The sequence below is a fragment of the Micromonospora rhizosphaerae genome, assembly GCF_900091465.1.
Classification (GTDB): Bacteria; Actinomycetota; Actinomycetes; order Mycobacteriales; family Micromonosporaceae; genus Micromonospora; species Micromonospora rhizosphaerae.
The window spans coordinates 1,609,203-1,630,187 of the sequence record NZ_FMHV01000002.1 but is presented as its reverse complement, the minus strand read 5'-3'; the positions used below and the strand labels follow the sequence as shown (position 1 = coordinate 1,630,187).

Here is a 20,985-nt window from a genome sequence, read left to right as displayed (position 1 = left end):
TTCTCGGGGATATTCCCGGACGCGTCGCCCCGGCCGCGGATGGCAGGGTGGGGCCATGCGGGGGTTCGACGACGTGCTGGTGGAGGAGCGCCTGAGCGAGTTGGCCGGCCGCCTGCGTGGGCCGGCCCGGCTCAAGGCGGACCTGCTCACCGAGGCGCGGCACGCGCTGCTGGACGCCGCCGAGGCGTACCGGGAGGGCGGGCTGCCGGCGGCGGAGGCGGAGCGGCGCGCGGTGGCGGAGTTCGGCAGCGCCGCCCAGCTCGTCCCCGGCTACCAGACCGAGTTGGCGGCCGCGGCCCTGCGCGGGCTGGCGCTGCGCGCCCTGGCGGTGGCCTTGGCGCTGGTCGCCGCAGGCGACCTCACCTGGCGTGGGTCGAGTTGGAGCGACGGCCCCCGGCCGCCCGCGATCTACCTACTGCTCTCCGCGTCGCTGAACTGGATCTGGCTGGCCGTCGCCGGGTTCGCCCTGGCCAGCCTGGTGCTCGGGACGCGGGCGGCGCGACGAGGCGAGATCGGCGCGCCCACCGCCGCGCGCGTGCTGGGGCTGGGCCTGACCGGCGCGCTCGCCCTTGGCTCGGTCGCCGGGGTCGCCCTCTTCGCCTGGTCGGTCGCGCTCTGGGACGCCGCCCTGACCTGGCCGCCGATGATCGTCGGCGCGGTGTTGGTGGGGGCTGCCTATTTCTCGCTGGGACGCGCCGCCCGGTCCTGGCTCGCCACCACTCGCTGACCCAGCCCGCCGGCGGCACCGCCGACCCCCGGCCCGGCCCGGCCGGGCCCGGCCCGGCTGGGCTGGCTGGGCTGGGCTGGGCTGGGCTGGGCCCATGATCGTCTGCACTCCTCCGAGCGTCTCGCCGGCGTGTCGTGGCGGGGAAGTGCAGACGATCTTTGCGATGGGTGGGGCGGGGGTGCGATGTGCGCGGGACACCGGGCAGGGTCAGGCCGGTGCGGTGGGTGGCTGCTCAGGGCCGAGGAAACGGCCGACGGTGGCGCTGAACTCCTGCCAGCCGGCCCGCTCGCCGGCCAGCGCGCGCCCGCCCGCCTCGGTGAGCTGGTAGGTCCGCCGCTCCCGCCCGCTGACCGTGCTCCACGAGCTGGTGACGTACCCGGCCCGCTCCAGCCTGCGGAGCGCCGGATAGATCGTGCCGGTGGGCAGGTCCAGCGTGCCGCCGCTGCGCGCCCGGAGCGCCTCGATGATCGCGTAGCCGTGCAGCGCGCCCTGCTCCAGCACCGCCAGCAGCAGCGCGTCCAGGTGTCCATGCAGCGCCTGGGCCTTCATGCGTAGCAACGCTACTTGTCCGCCGGACGGGACGCCACCGGGGTGCGGTCCCGGCCCCGGTGGGTGGCCCACTAGGGTATGTGCCCAGAGTCACTCGGCGGCCGAGGCGTCGCCGGGTGGGCAACCCGACAGCACACGGAGGTCAGCGTGGCCCGCCAGTCGCCCCAACGGCCCGACGCCGACGAGCCCGAGCTCGACGACACCACCGAGCCGGCCGCAGACGAGGTCGACGCCGACCGCTCCGCGGCCGCCCGCGCGCTCTGGGACGAGCTGCGGATCGACCCCGTGGAGATCGCCCTGCCCGCCGGGACCGGCCTCACCCTCCGGGCGTACCGGCCGGCCCGGGAGCTGACCCCGACCGACGTCACCGAGCGCGACGAGGAGGACCCGTTCCTGGCCCGTCGCCAGGTCGTCGAGGCCGAGGAGGACGAGGAGGTGGTGATCCTCGACGAGGAGTTCGCCGCCCTGTCCGCCGAGGACGAGGAGGAGCGGCGGGAGGGCCGCCAGCGCGCCGAGGCCGAGGAGGAGGAAGACGAGGAGGCCGAGGAGGCGGCCGGCGACGAGGAGGTGCCCGTCTTCCTCAGCCAGCGGGGCCGGCTGCTGCTGTTCAAGACGCCGGAGTCGCTGGTCAGTTTCATCCGATCCGGTGCGCCCAACGACCTGTCTCAACTGGACAGTTGGAGTGAACTGTCCGAACGGGTGGAACCGGCCGACATCGCCCCGCTGGACGAGGACACGTACGAGCTCGACCTGGTGGTGGAGAACCTCCGCGGCGGCCACGACACGTGGGATCCCACGCTCCTGATCGAGGCCGGCGAGATCGCCCGTGACGTTGCGTACGCACTGCGCCTACCAGCCGTGCTGGACATGCTCTCCGCAGGCTCCAGCCTGGACGACCTGGACGAGGCGCTGCGGGCCACTGTCAACGGCGGAATCGGTGGTTTCCTGGGCCGGCGGCGCCTGAAGAAAATCGGGGCACAAACCGCAAGTTTGGGTTGGCGCACCATTGTCGGCAAGATCTCTGCCGTCGTGGACTGGCGCGACTGACCCGTAGCGGGGAGCATCAGTCTCTGGCAGAGAAAGCCCTGTGTCCCGGGAGGAGGACGACGCCGTGGCGCTCGTGCGCGTGTACTGCGGTCTGGCCTCGGCGGATCCGGCCGACCGACCGGCTTCGGCCGGTTCGACGCTGACGTCCGCTGTGGTTGACGACGCAGGCCGTCTGCTGCATGTCTGCGAGGTCGGCGACGACCCGGCTGGCTATGCCCAGCTGGTCGCGCTGCTCGTGGAGCGGTCGGGCGGGCCGAGCGGTGCGGCGATCGCCGCCGACAGCGACGACCACACGGTCACCTCACTGCTCAGCGCCGCGGGCCGTCCGCTGGCGATCGCGGACGACGACTCGGTCGACGACTTCGCGGAGCGCTTCGCCGACGACGACTCGCTGGAGGAGATGCAGTCCCCGCCGGCCGAGCGCCGGGCGGTCGGGCTGGCCCGAGCCCTCCAGGCCGGCGCGCTCTCCGCGGTCACCCTCCCGGCCCCCCGCAACCTGGCCGGCTACAAGCAGGTCCTCGCCGCGCACGCCGCGCTGGCCAGCGGGCGCCACTCCGCCGCGGTGGCGCTGCGCGAGGTGCTCCGCGAGCTCTACCCGGCCGCTCTGCGGGCCTACCCGGACCCGGCCGAGCCGGTCTCGCTGGCCGTGCTCGACGCGTTGCCGGAGCCCGGCATGCTCAGCGGCGGCAACGGTCGGGGCCGGGGGGTCCCGGCCGCCGCGGACACCGTCGCCGCGCGCCTCGCCGCCGAGGGGGTCGCCGGCGCCGACGAGATCAACGACGCGGTGACCGCCCTGCGGGTCGCCATCTCCGAGACGCCGCTGCGGGCGGCGGTCAACCAGGCACTCACCTCCGCCGTGGCGGAGACCGTCCGGCAGGCGGTCGCCTCCGTCCGGGCCTGCGACGCCGGTTGCGACTCGCTGGTCAACGCGCTCACCGCCCGGGCCAGCACCCCGGCCCCTGGTCGCCGGGCCGCCGCCCGGCGCGGCGAACCGGTCGGCGAGCTGCCCGGCCCGAACAGCAGCGGTGCCGGGCTGCGGGCGGTCCGCTCGGCGGAGCCCGAGCCGGTGGGCCGCCGCGGTCGTCCGGAGCCCGTCTCCGGCGGGCCCGCGCCGCTCCCGCCCCGGCCGCTCGGTCCGCCACCGGTCGCCCCGGCCCCCGTCGCGCCGCCGCCGGTCGCCCCGGCGCCGGTCACCCCGGCCGCCGCGAACGGCAGGCCCATCTCCGCGCCGCCCTCGCGGGGCGAGCCGATCACCCCGCCCAGCAACCGTCCGGTCTCCGCGCCGCCTCCGCCGCCGCCCGGGATCACCCCGATCGCCCCGGCGCAGCGGGGCACGGTGCCACCGGCCGAGGCCGGCGAGCCGTTCCGGCCCACGCTGACCACGGCGGCCATCAACAGCGCCCGTGCCGAGCGGCAGCGGAGCATCATTCCGCCACGGCCCAAGACCACCACCGAGAAGGCGCCGCCCACCGGAGGCTTCAGCGCGACCGACCTGAGCATCCCGGTGCCGGCGCCGCGCCCCGGCCAGCAGTCCGCCCCCCCGGGATCCCGGGCCAACTGGCCGCTGGTCAACAACAGCGACGACCTCGCCGACAGCCCGGCCGACGCTCCGCCCGCCTACCCGTACGGTGACCGGGGCGGGCGAAAGGTCGACGCGCCGACCGATCCGGGCGCGGGTCGGGTCACTCCACCGTGGCTCGCCGACGACCTGCCCCAGGAGCCGCCGATGCTGCGGCTCGTCGAGCCACCGCCGCTGGCCGACCGGGCGCTGCGGGACAATCTGAACCCGCCGACCGACCCCGGCCTGGACACGCCGCCGTTGCGGCTGGTCGAGCGGGAGGAGGCCCCCCGCAACGGCCGGCCGGTGTCCCGCGCCGAACTCCCGATGCCGGCGGAGCGCCGACCCGCGCCGAAGGAGCACCGGCCGCCGCCCGTCTCCGACGAGGGCGATGGCGACCTGCTCATCTTCGCCGCGGCCAAATCCGCCTGGTTCATCGGGCACGACGACTCCGACCTGGACTGGTCGACCACCGCGGACACCGGCTGGCAGGCCGCCGAGCAGGCCGCCCGCCCGTCGGTGGGCGAGGCGACGTCGGCGGGTCTGCCGAAGCGGGTCCCCCAGGCCAACCTGGTCCCCGGTTCGCCGCTGCGCGAAGAGCGTCCACTGCGGATCGTCCGGAACGCGGCCAGCATCGCCGAGAACACCACCGGCTACTTCCGCGGCTGGCGCCGGGGTCAGGAGATCGGTGGGTTCGCGGTCGGCGGCCGCCCCGGCCGGGAGTCGGCCGGCGGCTGGGACTTCAGCCGCGACACCGGCGATCGGGACGACGACCGGGAGTACGAGTACCGCTCCGCCGGCTACCGTTCCTGACCGTCGCGGAGACGCCTTCCAGCTGCGTGTTCCTGCCCACACCCGGATAACTTGACGCCGGGTCGTGGCGGCCGGAGACCTTCCGGCGGTACAGCCGGCGGCGGGCGTCGCCGGGGTGGGAAGGCGACTCCTGATGGCGACCGGCGATCGATTCCTCCGTGCTGAGCCGTCGGGTTGTCCTCGCCGCGGCGACGAGCACCCTGCTGCTCAGCGCCTGCGGGTAGGGCCACCACCCGGACGACGCGCCGGAAACGCCAGGACCGGCAGCACGGCCACGACCCAACGGCAGCTGGACCCTGTACTCCTGACCGTCCACCCCGGTCGGTCCAGCGTGGTCGCCACGGCGGACGGAGCGACGGCGGTGCGTCCACGCCGGGGCTGGACAGCGAGAAGCGCCCGGTGACGGCCGAGGCTGTCACCGGGCGCGGGCGGCGCCGATCAGGCGGGCGCGACCGCCCGGGAGCGACGCATCGTGAGCACGTACTCGACCAGCGAGATCAGCACGTGCTTCGTCGACTCCCGGTTCCGGGCGTCGCAGGCCACCACGGGGACGTCGCTGGAGATCGCCAGCGCGTCCCGGACGTCCTGCGGATCGTGGTACTGCATGCCGTCGAAGCAGTTGATGGCCACCAGGTACGGCAGCCGCCGGTGCTCGAAGAAGTCGATCGCGGCGAAGCAGTCGGCCAGCCGGCGCGTGTCGACCAGCACGATGGCGCCGATGGCACCACGGACCAACTCGTCCCACATGAACCAGAACCGGGTCTGACCCGGCGTACCGAACAGGTACAGGATCAGGTCGCGGTCGATGGTGATACGGCCGAAGTCCATCGCCACCGTGGTGGTCGTCTTGCCCGGCACCTGCCGGTTGTCGTCGACGCCCACGCCGGCGGAGGTCATGATGGCCTCAGTCGTCAGCGGCGTGATCTCCGAGACCGAGCCGACCAGCGTCGTCTTCCCGACGCCGAATCCACCGGCGATAACGATCTTCGCCGACGTCACGCGCCCGCTCGGGGTCGGCGGCCGGTGCGACATGTCAGAGCCTGCGAAGTCCACTCAGCACCCTCTCCAGCAGTTCAGTGCCCACCGCGTCGTCCGAGTCGTCCAAAATGGTCGGCTCGTGGACCGCGACCAGGCCGTCCGTCGCCATGTCGGCGATGAGCACCCGGGCCACGCCGAGCGGAAGCTGCATCCGCGCCGCGATCTCGGCGAGCGACTGCACGCGCCCGTCGCATAGCGCGGCGATGTACTGGTGCTCCCGGCCTTGGCCGCCATTGCCATTGGCAGCGGCCCGACCGCGCACCGTCGTCTCGACGAGCGCCTCCAGGGCGATTTCGAGTCGGGGACGGGTACGACCACGGGTAACGGCGTATGGACGGACCAACGCGCCGGTCGGCTCGTCACGATCGGCCATGTCGCCGCTCACCTCCTTCGTACCCGGCACCGGCTCGCCCCGGCGGAACCCGTCGTTGTTGTTGTTGCCGCTCCTGACCCACCGGCCAGCGCGTCGATCAGCCCATCATCCCGACAGCCGTCCGCGGCTGCGGGGTCAGTGCCTCGCCCACCCGGTCGACGAGCAGGGCCATCTCGTAACCGACCTGGCCGACGTCGCAGCTGCGCGCGGCCAGGACCGCGAACGACGAGCCGTCCGAGATGGACATCAGGAACAGGAATCCATTGTCCATCTCGACGACCGTCTGCAGCACCGCTCCGCCCTCGAAGCAGCGGGCCGCACCCTGGGTCAGGCTGACCAGACCGGACGAGATCGCGGCCAGCTGGTCGGCCCGGTCCCGCGGAAGGTCACGAGACGACGCGAGGAGCAGGCCGTCCGCCGAGACGGCGACCGCGTGCGCGACACCGGGCACCCGGTCGGCGAAGTTGGCCAGCAGCCAACCGAGATCCTGCGTAGTAGTCATCCTTGTTGCTCCTTCTGCCCGCTCCCGGCCACCGGGCCTGAGCCAGACTGCGAGGACTGCTGCCCGCCCGGAGTCGCCTCCGAGCCGGTCGAGTTGCTGTCGGTCGGTTGGTTACGCCCCCGCTGCACGCCCCGATGGTAGGCCGAGAGCAGGCCCCGCACCGCCTCCGGCGTACGCCGCTGTACCGAGGTGGTCGGCTTCTCCACGCCGCCGGGAACCAGCTGCGCCATCGGCGTCCGCTTGGGCAGCCCCTTCTGGGTGGTCTCCGCCACCGGGACCTCTGTGGCGGCGGACGCGGCGCGCCAGCCGTCGTCGGCCGCGGTCTGCCAGCCGCCGGTCGGCTGCTGGGTAGGCCGCCGGTTGGGCAGAGCCTCGGCGTAGCCGGGGTGGCCGCCCCCGTTCGTCGTCGGCCCGTTGTCGCGCGGCGCTCCGCCGGCCGTCGGAGTGTGTGCCATCGGTGCGTTACCTGTCGTCCCGGGTGGTGTCTGCTGGACGGCCCGACCGGCGGCGTCAACCCTGGCGAACTGCTGGGTCGCGGCACCGCTCGCCGCCCCGGCCTGCGTGGCGGCCGCCTCCTCCGGACCCGGCCGACGGGTGCGGAACCAGGCCGACTCGAGCTCCCGGAAGATCGGCAGCTCCATCGTCTCGTCCGCGTACCGCTGGCGGTTCGCGGCCTGCTGCGGCGGCCGGTTCGCGGCCGGCGCCGGCGGCCGGCTGCCGGCCGGCGGCGTGGCGGCTGCGGCCGGCGGCCGGCTGACGGCCGGCGGCGTAGCGGCCGGGGTGTCCGTGCGCGCGACCCGCGGGAGCTCGCTGGTCATGTCCAGGGCGGCGGCGAACCGCTCCGGCACCGGCGGGGTAGCCGCTTCCCGGTCTGGCGCGGCGACCGGCGGCCAGACCGGCGGCGCGCCGGCGCTCGGCGCGGGGGCCGGTGGAGCCGGATACGGCGGCGTCTGGCCGGTAGGCGGTGCGGAGACCGGCTGGCCCGGAGCGGGCGCGGCCGACATCGGATGACCCGAGATCGGCGCGGCCGATACCGGATAGCCGGACACCGGCGACGAGGACACCGGGACGCCGGAGACCGGCGGCAGTGGCGGGGCCGACATCGGCGGCGGGTTGTAGGGACGCGCCTCCGGGCTGCTCGGAAGCTGCCGCGGGACGGGTGGCTGCTGGCCGGTGCTGGCCGGGTCGCCGACGCCGGGGGCGCGGCGCTGCGGCAGCGGGTCGATCGGCTGGCCGTTGGAGCTCCGGGGCGTGAACGAGTCGCCGCCGTTGACCCCGCTGGCACCGGTGAGGTCCGACCAGGCGGGCATCGAGCGCATCGTGCCGGCCGAGGCCGGGGTCCCGGCGCCGTTGCGCGGCTCCGGGTCGAAGGGGCGACCGCCGAGGGTCACCTGGTTGCCGGACTCGCCGGGACGCGGGGCCGGCGGGGTGGCCGGACCCTGGCCCAGGGCCGCCAGGGCGCCGAAGGCGGGCGCCGGGCCCGCGTGCTGCTGGCCGGTGGTCGCCGCCGGGAGGGCCGGCGCCTGCTGTACCCGACCGGCGAGGGCGCGCGGCACCAGGACCGAGGGGGGCAACGTGACGTCGGCAACGGTGCCCCGGTCGGCGCCGGGCCGCAGCTCGGCCTTGACGCCGTGCCGGGCGGCCAGCCGGGCGACCACGACCAGGCCCATCATCCGGGAGACCGCCACGTCCACCTGCGGGGGCGTGGCCAGCCGCTCGTTGAGCTCGCGCAGCTGCTCGCCGCTGATGCCGATACCCCGGTCCTCCACGTAGAGCGAGGCACGGTCGCCAACCCGGCGGGCCTCCACGGTGACGTGCGAGTCCGGCGGGGAGAAGGCGGTGGCGTTGTCGAACAGCTCGGCGACGAGGTGCACCAGGTCGTTGACCGCGTGCGCGGCGACCTCGATGTCCCGGTCGATGACGCCGAACTCGATCCGGGTGTAGTGCTCGACCTCGGACTGAGCGGCGCGCAGCACGTCGATCAGGGCGGCCGGCTCGCGCTGCACGCGGGTGGAGTCCGCGCCGGCGAGGACCAGGAGGTTCTCGTCGTTGCGGCGCATCCGGGTGGCGAGGTGGTCGAGCTGGAACAGCTCGGCCAGCCGGTCGGGGTCCTCCTCGCCGCGCTCGAGCCGGTCGAGGTGACCGATCAGCCGGTCGACCAGGATCTGCGAGCGGCGGGCCAGGTTGACGAACATCGTCGCGACGGACGCCCGGAGCGCGGCCTGCTCGGCGGCGGTGCGGACCGCCTCCAGGTGGACCGCGTTGAACGCCTCGGTCACCTGGCCGAACTCGTCCTTGCTCCGGACCGGCAGCGGCTCGGCGATCTGGTTGGCCAGCTGCACCGGGGAGAGCTGCCCGGTGACCTGCGGGTCGCGGAGCCGGGCCACCGCCTGCGGCAGGCCGTACTGGGCCACGGAGAGGGCGCCCTGCCGCAGATCACGCAGCGAGCGGGCCATCGACCGGGCGACCAGGTAGGCGAAGAGGATCGCCAGCAGCAGCATGCTGAGCAGCAGGCCGGTCTCCAGGAAGACCTGCCGCTGCACGTTCGACCGCAGCTTGTCGGCCTGCTTGACCACGTCGCCGTCGAGCTTCGACTCGACGGTACGGATCAGCTTGGCGTTGCCGACCATCGCGGTGTCCCACTGGTCCGGCCCGAACGAGAGGGTCGTCAGCTCCCCGGTCTCGTTGCTGTTGATCTGGCCCTGGTAGGACAACACCTCGCGCAGGTCGCCCCCGGCGACAGTCTGCTGGTAGAACTCGGCCTCGGACCGATTGGCGATGGCGGTGAAGGCCTCCTGCGCCTGCTGCTCGGCGGTGACGCTGGCGATGTAGTCCTGGCGCAGGCTCGGGCTGAGCTGGCCGAAATCAAATGCGCGGTGCACGACCACCCGGCGCTCGGAGAGGAACTCCTTGGTGCGGGCGATGGCGGCGGCGGCGCGCATCCGGTCACTCAGGTCGCTGTCGCCAGCGAGCTGGGTGCTCGAGTCGCGGACCGCCAGCAGGTCGCTGATCAGGCCCTCGTACACGTCGGTCGCCCTGCTGGTCGCGATCTTGCCGTTGAAGACCTGACTGCGGGTGCCGGGCAGGTCGGTGAGGTTCTGGTCGATCCCGTCGAGGAGTTTCTGCAGCGTGGCGGGCAGGTTGTCCAGCTCGACGCGCTGCTGCAGGTACCGATCCTTGGCCTTGTCGGCCTCCTGGTTCACCTGGTCGTACGCCTCGGTGTACCGCTTCTTGACCTGCGAGGTGTCGGCACTCAGCAGCAGCACGGCGGCGGTCCGCTCGTCCTGCAGCCGGTCGACCAGGTCACCGGAGTAGCCGATCAGGTTGGCCAGGTTGCCGGCCCGGTTGGCATTGTTGAGTGTCTGCAAATGGTCGACCAGGCCGGTGCTGCCCACCACGACCGTGGCGATGGTCGGCACGATCATGATCAGACCGAGCTTGGACCAGATCGGCATGTCGCGGAGCCGGCTGGCTGGCCGGCGCAGCCACGACAGGGAGGAGCCCGCCGTCTTTGGCCGTTTGCTCACGTCACCGTCCTCGCATCACAGCGTCCGCGCGTTGCGCTGGGCAACGCCGAGCGACCGACCCGGACGGGTCGGACCTCCGAGATTCCATCACGCCGCTCCGCAAAGAGAAAGCCCAGGTTCTGCCTTGCCCAAGGTGTGATGAGATGTTGATGCAATTTGATAGCAATCCGTCTGTCCGGAGTCACCCAAAGTAATGGAACACCGTCACCACGTCGTCCTGCTCGCTGGCCCTTCCGGCTCCGGAAAGTCGTATATCGCGCAGCGAACCGGACTCCCTGTCCTCTGCCTCGACGACTTCTACAAGGACGGCGACGACCCTACGTTGCCACGTCGCAACGGAGAGGTGGACTGGGAGTCACCCCAGTCCTGGGATGCCGAAACGGCGGTGGCAACGATTACCCGACTCGCCCGGCACGGCAAGGCCGATGTGCCGGTTTATGCGATCGGCGCGGACCGCCGGGTGGCCAGCCGGCCATTCGATCTGGCCGGATCGCCACTTTTCGTCGCCGAAGGGATTTTCGCCGCCGAGATCGTCGAGGAGTGCCGCCGACGGGGGCTCCTCGCCGGGGCGTACGCGCTGCGCCGGCCGCGGGGGGCGACCTTCCTCCGTCGACTCGCCCGGGACCTCGCCGAGCAGCGCAAGGCACCCAGGGTGCTGATCCGGCGCGGGCTCACGCTGCTGCTGGCGGAGCCGGCGGTGCTGCGCCGGCAGACCGGGCTGGGCGCCGAGGCGGCCCGGGCCCGGGAGGTGCTGCGCCGGGTGGCGGCTTTGCTCGCCGGCCACCCGCAGCAGCAACGGTGATCAGCCGACCAGCTTCGCGTACGCCGGCTTGATCACCTCGTCGATGATCGCCAAGCGCTCGTCGAACGGGATGAAAGCGCTCTTCATCGCGTTGATCGTGAACCACTGGAGTTCCTTCCAGCCGTAGCCGAAGGCCTCCACAAGCAGCGCCATCTCCCGGGACATCGAGGTACCGCTCATCAGCCGGTTGTCGGTGTTCACCGTCACCCGGAAGCGCAGGTCGCGCAGCAGCCCGATCGGGTGTTCGGCGATCGACGCGGCCGCGCCGGTCTGCACGTTCGAGGAGGGGCAGAGCTCCAGCGGGATCCGCTTGTCCCGGACGTACGCGGCCAGCCGGCCGAGCACCGGCGGCGGGCCGGGCGTGATGTCGTCGACGATCCGGACCCCGTGGCCGAGCCGGTCCGCGCCGCACCACTGAATGGCCTGCCAGATCGAGGGCAGCCCGAACGCCTCCCCGGCGTGGATGGTGAAGTGGAAGTTCTCCCGCTGCAGATACTCGAAGGCGTCCAGGTGCCGGGTGGGCGGGAAGCCGGCCTCGGCACCGGCGATGTCGAAGCCGACCACCCCGGCGTCCCGGTGCCGGACGGCCAGCTCGGCGATCTCCTGTGAACGGGCGGCGTGCCGCATGGCGGTGAGCAGGGTGCCGACCCGGATCGGGGTGCCCGCCTCGGCGGCCAGCGCGCTCCCCTCCACGAAGCCGGCGACGACCGCCTCGACCACCTCGTCCAGGGTCAGGTCGCGTTCCAGGTGCTGCTCCGGGGCGAACCGGACCTCGGCGTAGACCACCCCGTCGGCGGCCAGGTCGAGCGCGCATTCCTTGGCCACCCGGTGCAATGCCGGCGCGGTCTGCATCACCGCCACGGTGTGCGCGAAGGTCTCCAGGTAGCGCTCCAGCGAGCCCGAGCTGGCCGCGTCGACGAACCAGCGGCCCAGCGCCTCCGGGTCGGTGGTGGGCAACTCGTGGCCGATCTCCGCGGCCAACTCGACGATCGTCGCGGCCCGCAGGCCGCCGTCGAGGTGATCGTGCAGCAGCGCCTTCGGAACCTTGACGATGTCCTCGTACCGGATCGCGACCATGCTCAGACACTAGTCAGCCGGGGTCGGGCGCGGCGACGGGCCCGGCCGGCGTTCGTCACGGCCGCCAGCCGTACACCCGCGCCACGGAAAAACGGATCACCAGGCGGCGGTCGGCGACCATCGCCGCCCGGTAGTCCGCCCAGTCGGGGTGCTCCCCCCGGATCCGCCGGTAGACGTCGACCAGCTCCTCGACGGTCGCGTCGTCCACGGCCGCGGCCGGCGGGGTGAGCGTCACGGTCCCCTCCGCCACCGCGTACGCCCCGCCGTCCGGGGTGCTGACGTGGAAGCTGGCCCGCGGATCCCGCCGCAGGTTGCGGACCTTCGCCCGGTCGCTGGTGGTGGAGCAGCGGATCAGCCGCGGCTCGGCCAGGTAGTCGACGTTGGACAGCTGCGGTCGGCCGTCCCGGCGCAGGGTCACCAGCACCCCCCGTCCGCGCTCGCCGAACAGCTCCCACAGTCTCGTTGACATGTCATCGACCGTAGGGAGACTTCGATGACATGTCAACCAACCGGTAGGATCGGCGCATGGACGCACCGCGCTGGCTGGACGAGCGGGAGGACCGCGCCTGGCGGGGTTACCGCCGAATGCGCCGGCTGCTCGACCTGGAGCTGGCCCGGGAGCTGATGCAGGACGCCCGCCTCTCCGAGCCGGACTACGACGTGCTCTCCGACCTCTCCGAGACGCCCGACCAGCGGCTGCGGCTCAGCGAGCTGGCCGACCGGATGCTCTGGTCGCGCAGCCGGCTCTCCCACCACCTCAGCCGGATGCAGCAGCGCGGCCTGGTCACCCGCGAGGAGTGCCCGTCGGACGGGCGCGGTTCGATCGTCGTCCTCACTCCCGCCGGTCGGCAAGCCATCGAGGCGGCCGCCCGCGGTCACGTGGCCGCCGTCCGCCGGCACCTGATCGACCTGCTCACCCCCGACGAGGTCGAGGCGCTCGCCGCGCTGACCCACCGGGTGGTCGACCACCTCAACCAGCCGGACCGGCCCGGTGACGACCGCCGCCGCGCCGCTCCGGGGGCCTGACGTGGACGCCCGCATCCTCGACCGGCTGCGCTGCCCGGTGTGCGGGGAAACCCTGGCCGAGACGACCGCCGGCACCGCGCGGGCGCTGCGCTGCCCGCGCCGGCACAGCTTCGACATCGCCCGGCAGGGGTACGTGAACCTGCTCGCCGGCCGCGCCCCACACGCGGGGGACAGCGCCGAGATGGTCGCCGCCCGCGCCGACTTCCTCGCCGCCGGGCACTACGACATCATCGCCGCCGCCCTCGCCGCCACCGCCGAGGCCGTCGTGCCCGTCGGGGCGTACCCGCTGGTGGTGGATGCCGGGGCCGGGACCGGGCGGTATCTCGCCGCGGTGCTGGCGGCGCTGCCGGACGCCGTGGGTCTGGCCCTGGACGTCTCCAAGCCGGCGCTGCGCCGCGCGGCCCGGGCCCACCCGCGCGCGGCAGCCGCGCTCGCCGACACCTGGCAGCGACTGCCGCTGGCCGACGCCTCCACCGCCGTGCTGCTCAACGTCTTCGCCCCGCGCAACGGCGCCGAGTTCCGCCGGGTGCTCGATCCGGCGGGCGCGCTGCTGGTGGTCACCCCGGCCGAGGACCACCTCGCCGAACTGGTCGACGCCCTCGACCTGCTGAAGGTGGACCCGGCCAAGGCAGAGCGGGTGGCGGGGAGCCTCGCCACGCACTTCACCGAGGAGTCGGCGACCGTGCACCGGGCCCGGCTCGCGCTCACCGGGCCGGAGGTCGCCACCCTGGTCGGCATGGGCCCGAGCGCCTGGCACACCGACCCGGCCCGGCTCGCCGAACGGATCACCGCACGGCCCGAGCCGGTCCCGGTGACGGTCGCGGTCCGGCTGAGCGTGCACCGACCCCGCTGAACGTCAGGTGGAGAGGTCGACCTCTTCCCAGCCCGGCGGCTCATCGTGGTACGGCCCGCGGAGGATCACCGCCCACTCCAGCGCCCACCGGCGCTGCCCGATGGCGTTCGCGTCCACCAGCCCGGGCGGCCTCCGCCCGGCCCGCTCCGTCTCCAGGTACGCCCAGTCCAGGCAGTAGTGCAGGTCGAGCAGGGCCGCCGCGTCGGCCGGGTGCTGCGGGGCGGCCAGGATCCGGGACCGCCACGCGGTGAAGGTCTCGCCGGCCGCGAGGTGGGGCATCCGCTCCACCAGCCGCTCGTCCACCGGCACCGTGGGATCGAGTTCCTTGGTCAGCCCGAGCACCCAGGCCAGCGAGAACAGCGCGTCATGATGCAGCACGAACGACCGGTGGTCCCCCTTGCCGCCCATCACGAACTGCCACTCCGGCGGGGTGACCGTGTCCACCAGGCGCGAGCCGAGCAGCCAGCCCATCGCCGCCTGCGGGGGCATCCCGAAACAGCGGGCCAGGATCACGTGCAGCACCGCGATCCGGGCCTCGATCTCGGCGGTGGGCCGCAGCTCGATCTCGTCGCCCGGCTCCCAGACGAGCGGGAACTGGGGCGGCGGCAGCGGCAGGCCCAACCGGGACAGCTCGTCGAGGCTCGCCTCACGAACGTCCCGGGGGTTGGGGGCGGATACACGCACGGCTCAGGTCCCTGTCTCCTCGCATCGGCTCAGCGCCGGTCGGTCATCCCGCGGCAGGGAGGATAGCGGCTCGCGGGGACCAGCACCACGGCACCGCAAGACCGGAATTGATCAGCCGATCCGCTCGATGACCAGCGGCATCGCCGCCGGCTCGTCCGGCGCGATGCGGACCGCGCGCGCCGCCTCGGCGAGCGCCGCCGGGATCCGCGCCGCCTGCTCGGCGCGCAGCTCGTAGAGGGGTTCACCGACCCGGACCCGGTCGCCCGGACGCTTGTGCAGCACCACGCCGGCCGGGATGCTCACCGGGTCCTCCTTGCGGGCCCGCCCGGCGCCGAGCCGCCACGCGGCCACCCCGATGGCGTACGCGTCGATCTCCGCGACGAAGCCGTCCTCGGCGGCGCAGACGATCTCGACCTCGTTGGCCGTGGGCAGCGGGGCGTCCGGGTCGCCGGCCTGGGCCCGGATCATCGTCCGCCAGACGTCCATCGCCCGGCCGTCGCGCAGCGCCGCCTCCGGGTCCGCGTCCGGCAGCCCGGCCGCGTCCAGCATCTCCCGCGCCAGGGCCAGGGTCAGCTCCACCACGTCGGCCGGGCCACCGCCGGCCAGCACCTCGACCGACTCGAGCACCTCGACGGCGTTGCCGACGGCCAGGCCGAGCGGGGTGGACATGTCGGTGAGCAGGGCGACCGTCTTCACGCCCTGCGCGCCGCCCAGCTCGACCATGGTCCGGGCCAGCTCGCGGGCGTCGTCGACGGACTTCATGAACGCGCCCGAGCCGACCTTGACGTCGAGCACCAGCGCGCCGGTCCCCTCGGCGATCTTCTTGCTCATGATCGAGCTGGCGATCAGCGGGATCGCCTCCACCGTGCCGGTCACGTCGCGCAGCGCGTACAGCTTGCGGTCGGCCGGGGCCAGCCCCTCGCCGGCCGCACAGATCACCGCGCCGACGTCGCGGAGCTGGGCGATGAACTCCTCGTTGCTCAGCGCGGCCCGCCAGCCCGGGATCGACTCCAGCTTGTCCAGGGTGCCGCCGGTGTGGCCGAGCCCGCGCCCGGAGAGCTGCGGCACGGCGGCGCCGCAGGCGGCGACGAGCGGGGTGAGCGCCAGGGTGATCTTGTCGCCGACTCCGCCCGTGGAGTGCTTGTCCACCGTGGGGCGGGCGACCGAGGAGAGGTCCAGCCGTTCCCCGCTGGCGATCATCGCGGCGGTCCACCGGGCGATCTCCGGCCCGGTCATGCCGCGCAACAGGATCGCCATGGCCAGCGCCGACATCTGCTCGTCGGCCACCAGCCCCTTGGTGTACGCGTCGACCACCCAGTCGATCTGGGCGTCGCTCAGCACACCCCCGCCCCGCTTGGTCCGGATGACGTCAACCGCGGTGAACTCACTCATTCATGTTCCTTCTCAGCCGCCCCAACGGGTCGGGATCTCCATCGGCGGCTCGCCCTCACCGGCCCAGAAGATGGTGCCCGCCGCGTCGACCACCACCACCCGGGGCGTACGCGCGAGCCCCCAGGTGATCGCCTCGGCCGGGTCATCCCAGGTCGGGCCCTCCTCCAGCACGCCGGTCTCGGCGCCCTCGGTGTCCCCGGCGGACCGCTCCCAGTACGCCGTCCAGACCTGCTGACCGGCGGAGAGGTCCGGGTGCACGAAGACCGTGCCGCGCCCCCGCCAGGCGGCCAGCCGCTCCGGCACCACCGGCACCGGCGTCTCGCCGACCACCGCCTCCAGATCCTCGACGCCGAACGCGTGCGGCAGCAGCTCGGCCATCCGCAGCGGGCCGCCCTTCGCCTCGACCAGGCACTCCGGGCCGCCGTTCTCCCAGAGCAGCTGGCGGCACCGGCCGCACGGCATCAGCGGCTCGCCGGTGGCGTCCACGCAGGAGAGGGCGACCAGCCGACCACCGCCGGTGGCGTGCAGCGAGGAGACCACCCCGCACTCGGCGCAGAGCACCACGCCGTACGCGGCGTTCTCCACGTTGCAGCCGACCACCACCCGGCCGTCGTCGACCAGGGCGGCCGCCCCGACCGGGAACTTCGAGTACGGCACGTACGCGTGCCGCATCACCTCGGTGGCCGCGGCCCGCAGCCGGGCCCAGTCGATCTCCATGAGCTTCCCCCATTAGCCCTTGATGTACGGCTTGCCGTCCGCCGCCGGCGCCCGGACCCGGCCGACCAGCCCGGCCACCGCCAGGATCGTCGCCAGGTACGGCAGCATGGCCAGGAACTGGCTCGGGATGATGCTGTTGATCGCGCTGAGGTACGTGCCGAGCTGGTCGGCGAAGCCGAAGAAGAGCGCCGCGAGCAGGGCCCCGGTGGGGCTCCAGCGGCCGAAGATCAGCGCGGCCAGGGCGATGAAGCCCTTACCGCCGATCATGTTCTTGGTGAAGGAGTAGAGCGCCAGCGTGTAGGAGGCGCCACCGATGCCGGCGACCATCCCGGCCACGATCACGTTGCGGTAGCGCAGCGCCTGCACCCGGACGCCCAGGGTGTCCGCGGCGGTCGGGTGCTCGCCGACCGAGCGGGTCCGCAGGCCCCACCGGGTGCGGAACAGCCCGATGTGGATGACCAGGACCAGCAGCAGGCCGAGGTAGAGGAAGATGTTGCCGCGGAACAGCGCCGGCCCGACCACCGGGATGTCCTTCAGCAGCGGGATCTCCCAGTTGGAGAACCGGGGCGCGCTGTTGTATCTCTGTGCGTCCGTCTGCATCAGCCGCTCGTAGAGGAAGCCGGTGATGCCCACCGCGAGCAGGTTCAGTACGACGCCGATGACCACCTGGTCGACCAGGTAACGGATCGCGAAGACCGCCAGCAGCAGCGAGATGAACGCGCCGCCGAGCGCCGCCGCGACCAGGCCCACCCACACGTCGCCGGAGATACTGCCGAAGAGTGCCCCGGCGAAGGCGCCCATCAGCAGTTGCCCCTCGATGGCCACGTTGACCACGCCGGTGCGCTCGCAGAGCACGCCGGCCAGCGCGCCGAAGATCAGTGGCAGGGCCAGGATGAAGGTGCCGCGGACGATGTTGACCAGCGGCATGAAGTTGCGGCCCGCGGGAGCGGCGGAGACCTGCCAGCAGAGGAAGCTGAGCACGAAGGCGACGAGGCCGACGCCGAGCACCAGGGTGAACCAGCGCTTCGACAACCCCGCCAGCAGGGCGGCGCCGGCCGCGGCGGTGATGATGCCGAAGGCGATCGCGCCGGTCGTGCCGTTGACCGACAGCGCCGCGCCGCCCTCGGTCTCGCTGAGCGTGAAGCGGGCCTGCTGGTTGGTGGCGAGCGCGCCGAAGAGCACCGCGGCGAGCACGCCCAGCGCCAGCAGGAACGCGCCGACCTTGCGGGTGCGGTTCCAGAACCCCTCATCGACCGGGGCGACGGCGACGTCCGGGACAGCCATGGTCGACATCCGTTACCAGCCCTTCGCCAGGCTCGTCTGCAACCGGGCGGCACGCGCGGCCCGGAGCTGGAAGATCGCCTTTACCAGGGCCGGCGCGGCGATGAAGATGACGATCAGCGCCTGGAGCACGGTCACCAGCTCCAGCGAGATCCCCGAGTACGACTGCATCCGGTTGCCGCCCGCCTGAAGCGCGCCGAAGAGCAGCGCGGCGAGCAGAACGCCCCACGGCTTCACCCGGCCGAGCAGGCTGACCATGATGCCGTCGAAGCCGATCTGCGCGATCACCAGCGGAGTGAGCGCGTTGGCCGTGGAGCCGAGGACCATGTTCGAGCCGCCCAGACCGGCGAGCAGGCCCGAGATCACCATGATCAGCACGTACGTCCGGGTCACGCTGATGCCCGCGGTCCGCGCGGCGCTCGGGTTCTCGCCCACGGCGCGCAGCTCGAAGCCGATCGTGGAGCGGTTGAGCAGCCAGGCGACGGCCCAGGTGACCAGCACGGCCAGCAGGATGCCGGCGTGCACCCGCAGGTTGTCGCCGAGCAGCCGGGGCAGCTGGGACGAGGACTCGACCGGCTTGCTGATCGCGTCGGCGCGGTTCGGGTTCTGCACCCCGTTCTGGACGATGAGCCAGGCGAGGAAGTAGACCGCGACGTAGTTGAGCATGATCGTGTTGATCACCTCGTGGGCGCCGGTGCGCGCCTTGAGGATGCCCGGGATGAAGCCCCAGATCGCCCCGCCGACCGCGCCGGCGATCAGCGCGACGAGCAGGTGCAGCCCCGAGGGCAGCGGCAGCGCGAAGCCGACCAGCGCGGAGAGGATGGCGCCGATCGTGGCCTGGCCCTGCGCGCCGATGTTGAACAGGCCGCCCCGGAAGGCGAGCGCGACCGACAGGCCGGTGAAGGCCAGCGGGGCGGTGTACGTCAGCGTCTCGGAGATCGGGCCGAGCGCCCCCTGCCAGCCGGTCGCCGCCGGGTCGTAGATCGCGCCCTTGAACAGGTTGGCATACGCCTCGCTGACCACGGACCAGCTGGAGGTGATCGCGTCCGCCGGCCGGGCGGTGAGGTAGCCGTAGGTCGACAGCACCTCCGGGTCCGAGACGATGATCAGGATGGCGCCCACGATCATCGCGAGGACCAGCGCGAGCACCGTGACGGTCACCGTGTTGGCGGCCCAGAGGTTGTCCAGGAAGAGCCGGCCCAGCGAGGGCCGCGGCTGCGGCTCCGGTGCGGTCGCCGGGGCGGCCCGGTCGGAGTTGCCGGCGGCTATCCGCGCCGCCTGCGCCTCGGTCGCCGGCTCCTTCTCCGGGGAGCCCGACACCGGGTTGGGGTTGGTCATGCCTCGTCCTTGCTGGCTGGGCCCTCGGCGGTCGGGGCCGCGCTGCCGGGGTCGCTGGTAGTACCGGTGCCCGTCGCCGGGGCCGCGCCGGCCGAGTCGGGGGTGATGCCGGCCATCAGCAGGCCAATCTCTTCGCGCGGGGTGTCCGGGCCGACGATGCCGATGATCCGGCCGCGGTACATCACCGCGATCCGGTCGGCCAGGCCGAGCACCTCGTCCAGCTCGCTGGAGACGACCAGGACGGCGGTGCCGATGTCCCGCTCGCGGATCACCCGGCTGTGGATGAACTCGATCGAGCCGACGTCGACGCCCCGGGTGGGCTGGGCGGCGACGAAGAGCTTCAGCGGCCGGGAGAGCTCCCGGGCCACGATCACCTTCTGCTGGTTGCCGCCGGACAGGGTGCCCACCGGCGCGGCCGCGGAGGAGGTACGGATGTCGAACTGCTCGATCCGCTCCTTCGCCGACTTCGCGATCGCGTCCGGCTTGAGGGACAGTCCCCGGCCGAATGGGGGCCGGTCGTAGATGTCCAGCACCAGGTTCTCCGCGACGGAGAACTCCTTGACAAGGCCGTCGACGCTGCGGTCCTCCGGCACGTAACCGACCCCGGCGCGGAGCACCTTCTTGGTCGGCCAGCCGTGCACGGCCTCGCCGTCGACGGTCACCGTGCCGGCGAGCGTCGGCCGCAGGCCCATAATCGCCTCGATCAGCTCGGTCTGGCCGTTGCCCTGCACGCCCGCGATGCCGAGGACCTCGCCGGCGTGCACGGTCAGGTCCACGCCGTCGACCGCGCGAACCTGCCGGTCGTCGTCCACGACCAGCCCGGAGACCTCGAGGATCGGCTTGCCCGGGGCGGCCGGCTTCTTGTCGACGGTCAGTCGGACGTTGCGGCCGACCATCAGGGCGGCCAGTTCGTCCCGGCTGGCGGTCGGCGAGGCGGTGCCGACCGTCTTCCCGCGCCGGATCACGGTGATCCGGTCGGCGATCGCCTTCACCTCGCCGAGCTTGTGGGTGATGAAGACGATCGACTTGCCGGCGGCCTTGAGCGACCGCATGACCGCGAGCAGCTCCTCGGTCTCCTGCGGGGTGAGCACCGCCGTCGGCTCGTCCAGGATCAGCAGGTCGACCTCGCGGGTGAGCGCCTTCACGATCTCCACCCGCTGCTGGACGCCGACCGGCAGGTCCTCGATCACCCCGTCCGGGTCGACCCGAAGGTTGTACCGCTCGGAGACCTCGGCGACCTCGCGCCGCGCGCGCCGCCGGTCGAGGAAGCCGGCGATGCCGCCCTTCACCCGCTCGTCGCCGAGCATCACGTTCTCGGCGACAGTGAAGACCGGCACCAGCATGAAGTGCTGGTGCACCATGCCGATCCCGGCGGCGATCGCGTCCGACGGGCCCCTGAGCTTCAGCGGCTTGCCGTCGACCAGGATCTCGCCCTCGTCGGGCTGGTAGAGCCCGTAGAGCACGTTCATCAGGGTCGACTTGCCGGCGCCGTTCTCGCCGAGCAGGGCGTGGATCTCTCCAGGCTCCACCGTCAGGTCGATGTGGTCGTTGGCGACCAGGTCACCGAACCGTTTGGTGATGCCGCGCAGTTCGAGTCTCAGCGCAACCTCCTGGAGTGCGAGCGATGGTGCAGCCTAGCCGCTGTCGCGCCGGGCACCGAGCCGGCCCGGGGTGGAGCGGA

The 20,985-nt window shown here is 73.0% G+C and carries 19 protein-coding genes; 6 read left to right on the top strand and 13 right to left on the bottom strand.

Annotation, left to right across the window (positions count from 1 at the left end; genetic code table 11):
• The first annotated feature begins 55 nt into the window (after positions 1 to 55).
• On the top strand, positions 56 to 727 hold the full coding sequence (locus tag GA0070624_RS07985; protein WP_091338286.1) for a permease prefix domain 1-containing protein: 672 nt from the start codon (positions 56 to 58) through the stop codon (positions 725 to 727).
• Positions 728 to 934: 207 nt separating this feature from the next.
• Here GA0070624_RS07985 and GA0070624_RS07980 read toward each other — a convergent pair whose 3' ends face one another.
• Positions 935 to 1,276, bottom strand: a complete 342-nt coding sequence (locus GA0070624_RS07980) for a PadR family transcriptional regulator (protein ID WP_091338283.1) — start codon at positions 1,274 to 1,276, stop codon at positions 935 to 937.
• A gap of 78 nt (positions 1,277 to 1,354) precedes the next feature.
• On the opposite strand from GA0070624_RS07980, the gene GA0070624_RS07975 reads away from it, so the two are divergent.
• Positions 1,355 to 2,323 carry a DNA primase gene (locus tag GA0070624_RS07975; RefSeq protein WP_176731625.1) on the top strand — a complete coding sequence of 323 codons (969 nt, stop codon included), beginning with the start codon at positions 1,355 to 1,357 and terminating at the stop codon, positions 2,321 to 2,323.
• A 40-nt stretch (positions 2,324 to 2,363) separates the two neighbouring features.
• Positions 2,364 to 4,694, top strand: coding sequence for a transposase (locus tag GA0070624_RS07970; protein ID WP_091338276.1), 2,331 nt, complete (start codon positions 2,364 to 2,366; stop codon positions 4,692 to 4,694).
• A gap of 438 nt (positions 4,695 to 5,132) precedes the next feature.
• Here the strand turns inward: GA0070624_RS07970 and GA0070624_RS07965 are convergent, their stop codons facing one another.
• From GA0070624_RS07965 to GA0070624_RS07950, 4 genes are all read right to left on the bottom strand, one after another.
• Positions 5,133 to 5,726 carry a GTP-binding protein gene (locus GA0070624_RS07965; RefSeq protein ID WP_091338272.1) on the bottom strand — a complete coding sequence of 198 codons (594 nt, stop codon included), beginning with the start codon at positions 5,724 to 5,726 and terminating at the stop codon, positions 5,133 to 5,135.
• A 1-nt stretch (position 5,727) separates the two neighbouring features.
• The gene (locus GA0070624_RS07960) at positions 5,728 to 6,105 is read right to left on the bottom strand and encodes a DUF742 domain-containing protein (RefSeq protein WP_091348364.1); all 378 of its coding nucleotides are present in this window, start codon (positions 6,103 to 6,105) and stop codon (positions 5,728 to 5,730) included.
• Between the two features lie 97 nt (positions 6,106 to 6,202).
• Positions 6,203 to 6,607: a roadblock/LC7 domain-containing protein gene (locus GA0070624_RS07955; protein WP_091338268.1), complete on the bottom strand. Its 405-nt coding sequence runs from the start codon at positions 6,605 to 6,607 to the stop codon at positions 6,203 to 6,205.
• Positions 6,604 to 10,134, bottom strand: coding sequence for a sensor histidine kinase (locus tag GA0070624_RS07950; RefSeq protein WP_091338265.1), 3,531 nt, complete (start codon positions 10,132 to 10,134; stop codon positions 6,604 to 6,606). Before GA0070624_RS07950 ends, GA0070624_RS07955 begins: the two co-directional genes overlap by 4 nt.
• Positions 10,135 to 10,519: 385 nt before the next feature.
• On the opposite strand from GA0070624_RS07950, the gene GA0070624_RS07945 reads away from it, so the two are divergent.
• Positions 10,520 to 10,936, top strand: a complete 417-nt coding sequence (locus GA0070624_RS07945; protein ID WP_245718702.1) for a uridine kinase — start codon at positions 10,520 to 10,522, stop codon at positions 10,934 to 10,936.
• On the opposite strand, the gene GA0070624_RS07940 is transcribed toward GA0070624_RS07945, so the two are convergent.
• Positions 10,937 to 12,013, bottom strand: a complete 1,077-nt coding sequence (locus tag GA0070624_RS07940) for an adenosine deaminase (RefSeq protein ID WP_091338258.1) — start codon at positions 12,011 to 12,013, stop codon at positions 10,937 to 10,939.
• A 55-nt stretch (positions 12,014 to 12,068) separates the two neighbouring features.
• The gene (locus GA0070624_RS07935; protein WP_091338254.1) at positions 12,069 to 12,482 is read right to left on the bottom strand and encodes a PPOX class F420-dependent oxidoreductase; all 414 of its coding nucleotides are present in this window, start codon (positions 12,480 to 12,482) and stop codon (positions 12,069 to 12,071) included.
• Positions 12,483 to 12,538: 56 nt separating this feature from the next.
• On the opposite strand from GA0070624_RS07935, the gene GA0070624_RS07930 reads away from it, so the two are divergent.
• Positions 12,539 to 13,039, top strand: coding sequence for a MarR family winged helix-turn-helix transcriptional regulator (locus tag GA0070624_RS07930; RefSeq protein ID WP_091338251.1), 501 nt, complete (start codon positions 12,539 to 12,541; stop codon positions 13,037 to 13,039).
• 1 nt (position 13,040) lies between these two features.
• A complete protein-coding gene (locus GA0070624_RS07925) occupies positions 13,041 to 13,892 on the top strand; it encodes a putative RNA methyltransferase (protein ID WP_091348361.1) in 852 nt (283 codons plus the stop codon).
• Between the two features lie 3 nt (positions 13,893 to 13,895).
• Here GA0070624_RS07925 and GA0070624_RS07920 read toward each other — a convergent pair whose 3' ends face one another.
• The 6 genes from GA0070624_RS07920 to GA0070624_RS07895 form a co-directional block, all read right to left on the bottom strand.
• On the bottom strand, positions 13,896 to 14,576 hold the full coding sequence (locus tag GA0070624_RS07920) for a DUF4272 domain-containing protein (protein WP_091338248.1): 681 nt from the start codon (positions 14,574 to 14,576) through the stop codon (positions 13,896 to 13,898).
• 111 nt (positions 14,577 to 14,687) lie between these two features.
• Positions 14,688 to 15,968, bottom strand: coding sequence for a thymidine phosphorylase (locus tag GA0070624_RS07915; RefSeq protein ID WP_091338245.1), 1,281 nt, complete (start codon positions 15,966 to 15,968; stop codon positions 14,688 to 14,690).
• A gap of 12 nt (positions 15,969 to 15,980) precedes the next feature.
• Positions 15,981 to 16,685 carry a cytidine deaminase gene (locus GA0070624_RS07910; RefSeq protein ID WP_091338241.1) on the bottom strand — a complete coding sequence of 235 codons (705 nt, stop codon included), beginning with the start codon at positions 16,683 to 16,685 and terminating at the stop codon, positions 15,981 to 15,983.
• Positions 16,686 to 16,697: 12 nt separating this feature from the next.
• Positions 16,698 to 17,978 carry an ABC transporter permease gene (locus GA0070624_RS07905; protein ID WP_091338237.1) on the bottom strand — a complete coding sequence of 427 codons (1,281 nt, stop codon included), beginning with the start codon at positions 17,976 to 17,978 and terminating at the stop codon, positions 16,698 to 16,700.
• Positions 17,979 to 17,981: 3 nt separating this feature from the next.
• Positions 17,982 to 19,304, bottom strand: a complete 1,323-nt coding sequence (locus GA0070624_RS07900) for an ABC transporter permease (RefSeq protein ID WP_091338234.1) — start codon at positions 19,302 to 19,304, stop codon at positions 17,982 to 17,984.
• Positions 19,301 to 20,845: an ABC transporter ATP-binding protein gene (locus tag GA0070624_RS07895; RefSeq protein WP_342672763.1), complete on the bottom strand. Its 1,545-nt coding sequence runs from the start codon at positions 20,843 to 20,845 to the stop codon at positions 19,301 to 19,303. The genes GA0070624_RS07900 and GA0070624_RS07895 overlap by 4 nt, the downstream gene beginning before the upstream one ends.
• Positions 20,846 to 20,985 lie beyond the last annotated feature (140 nt).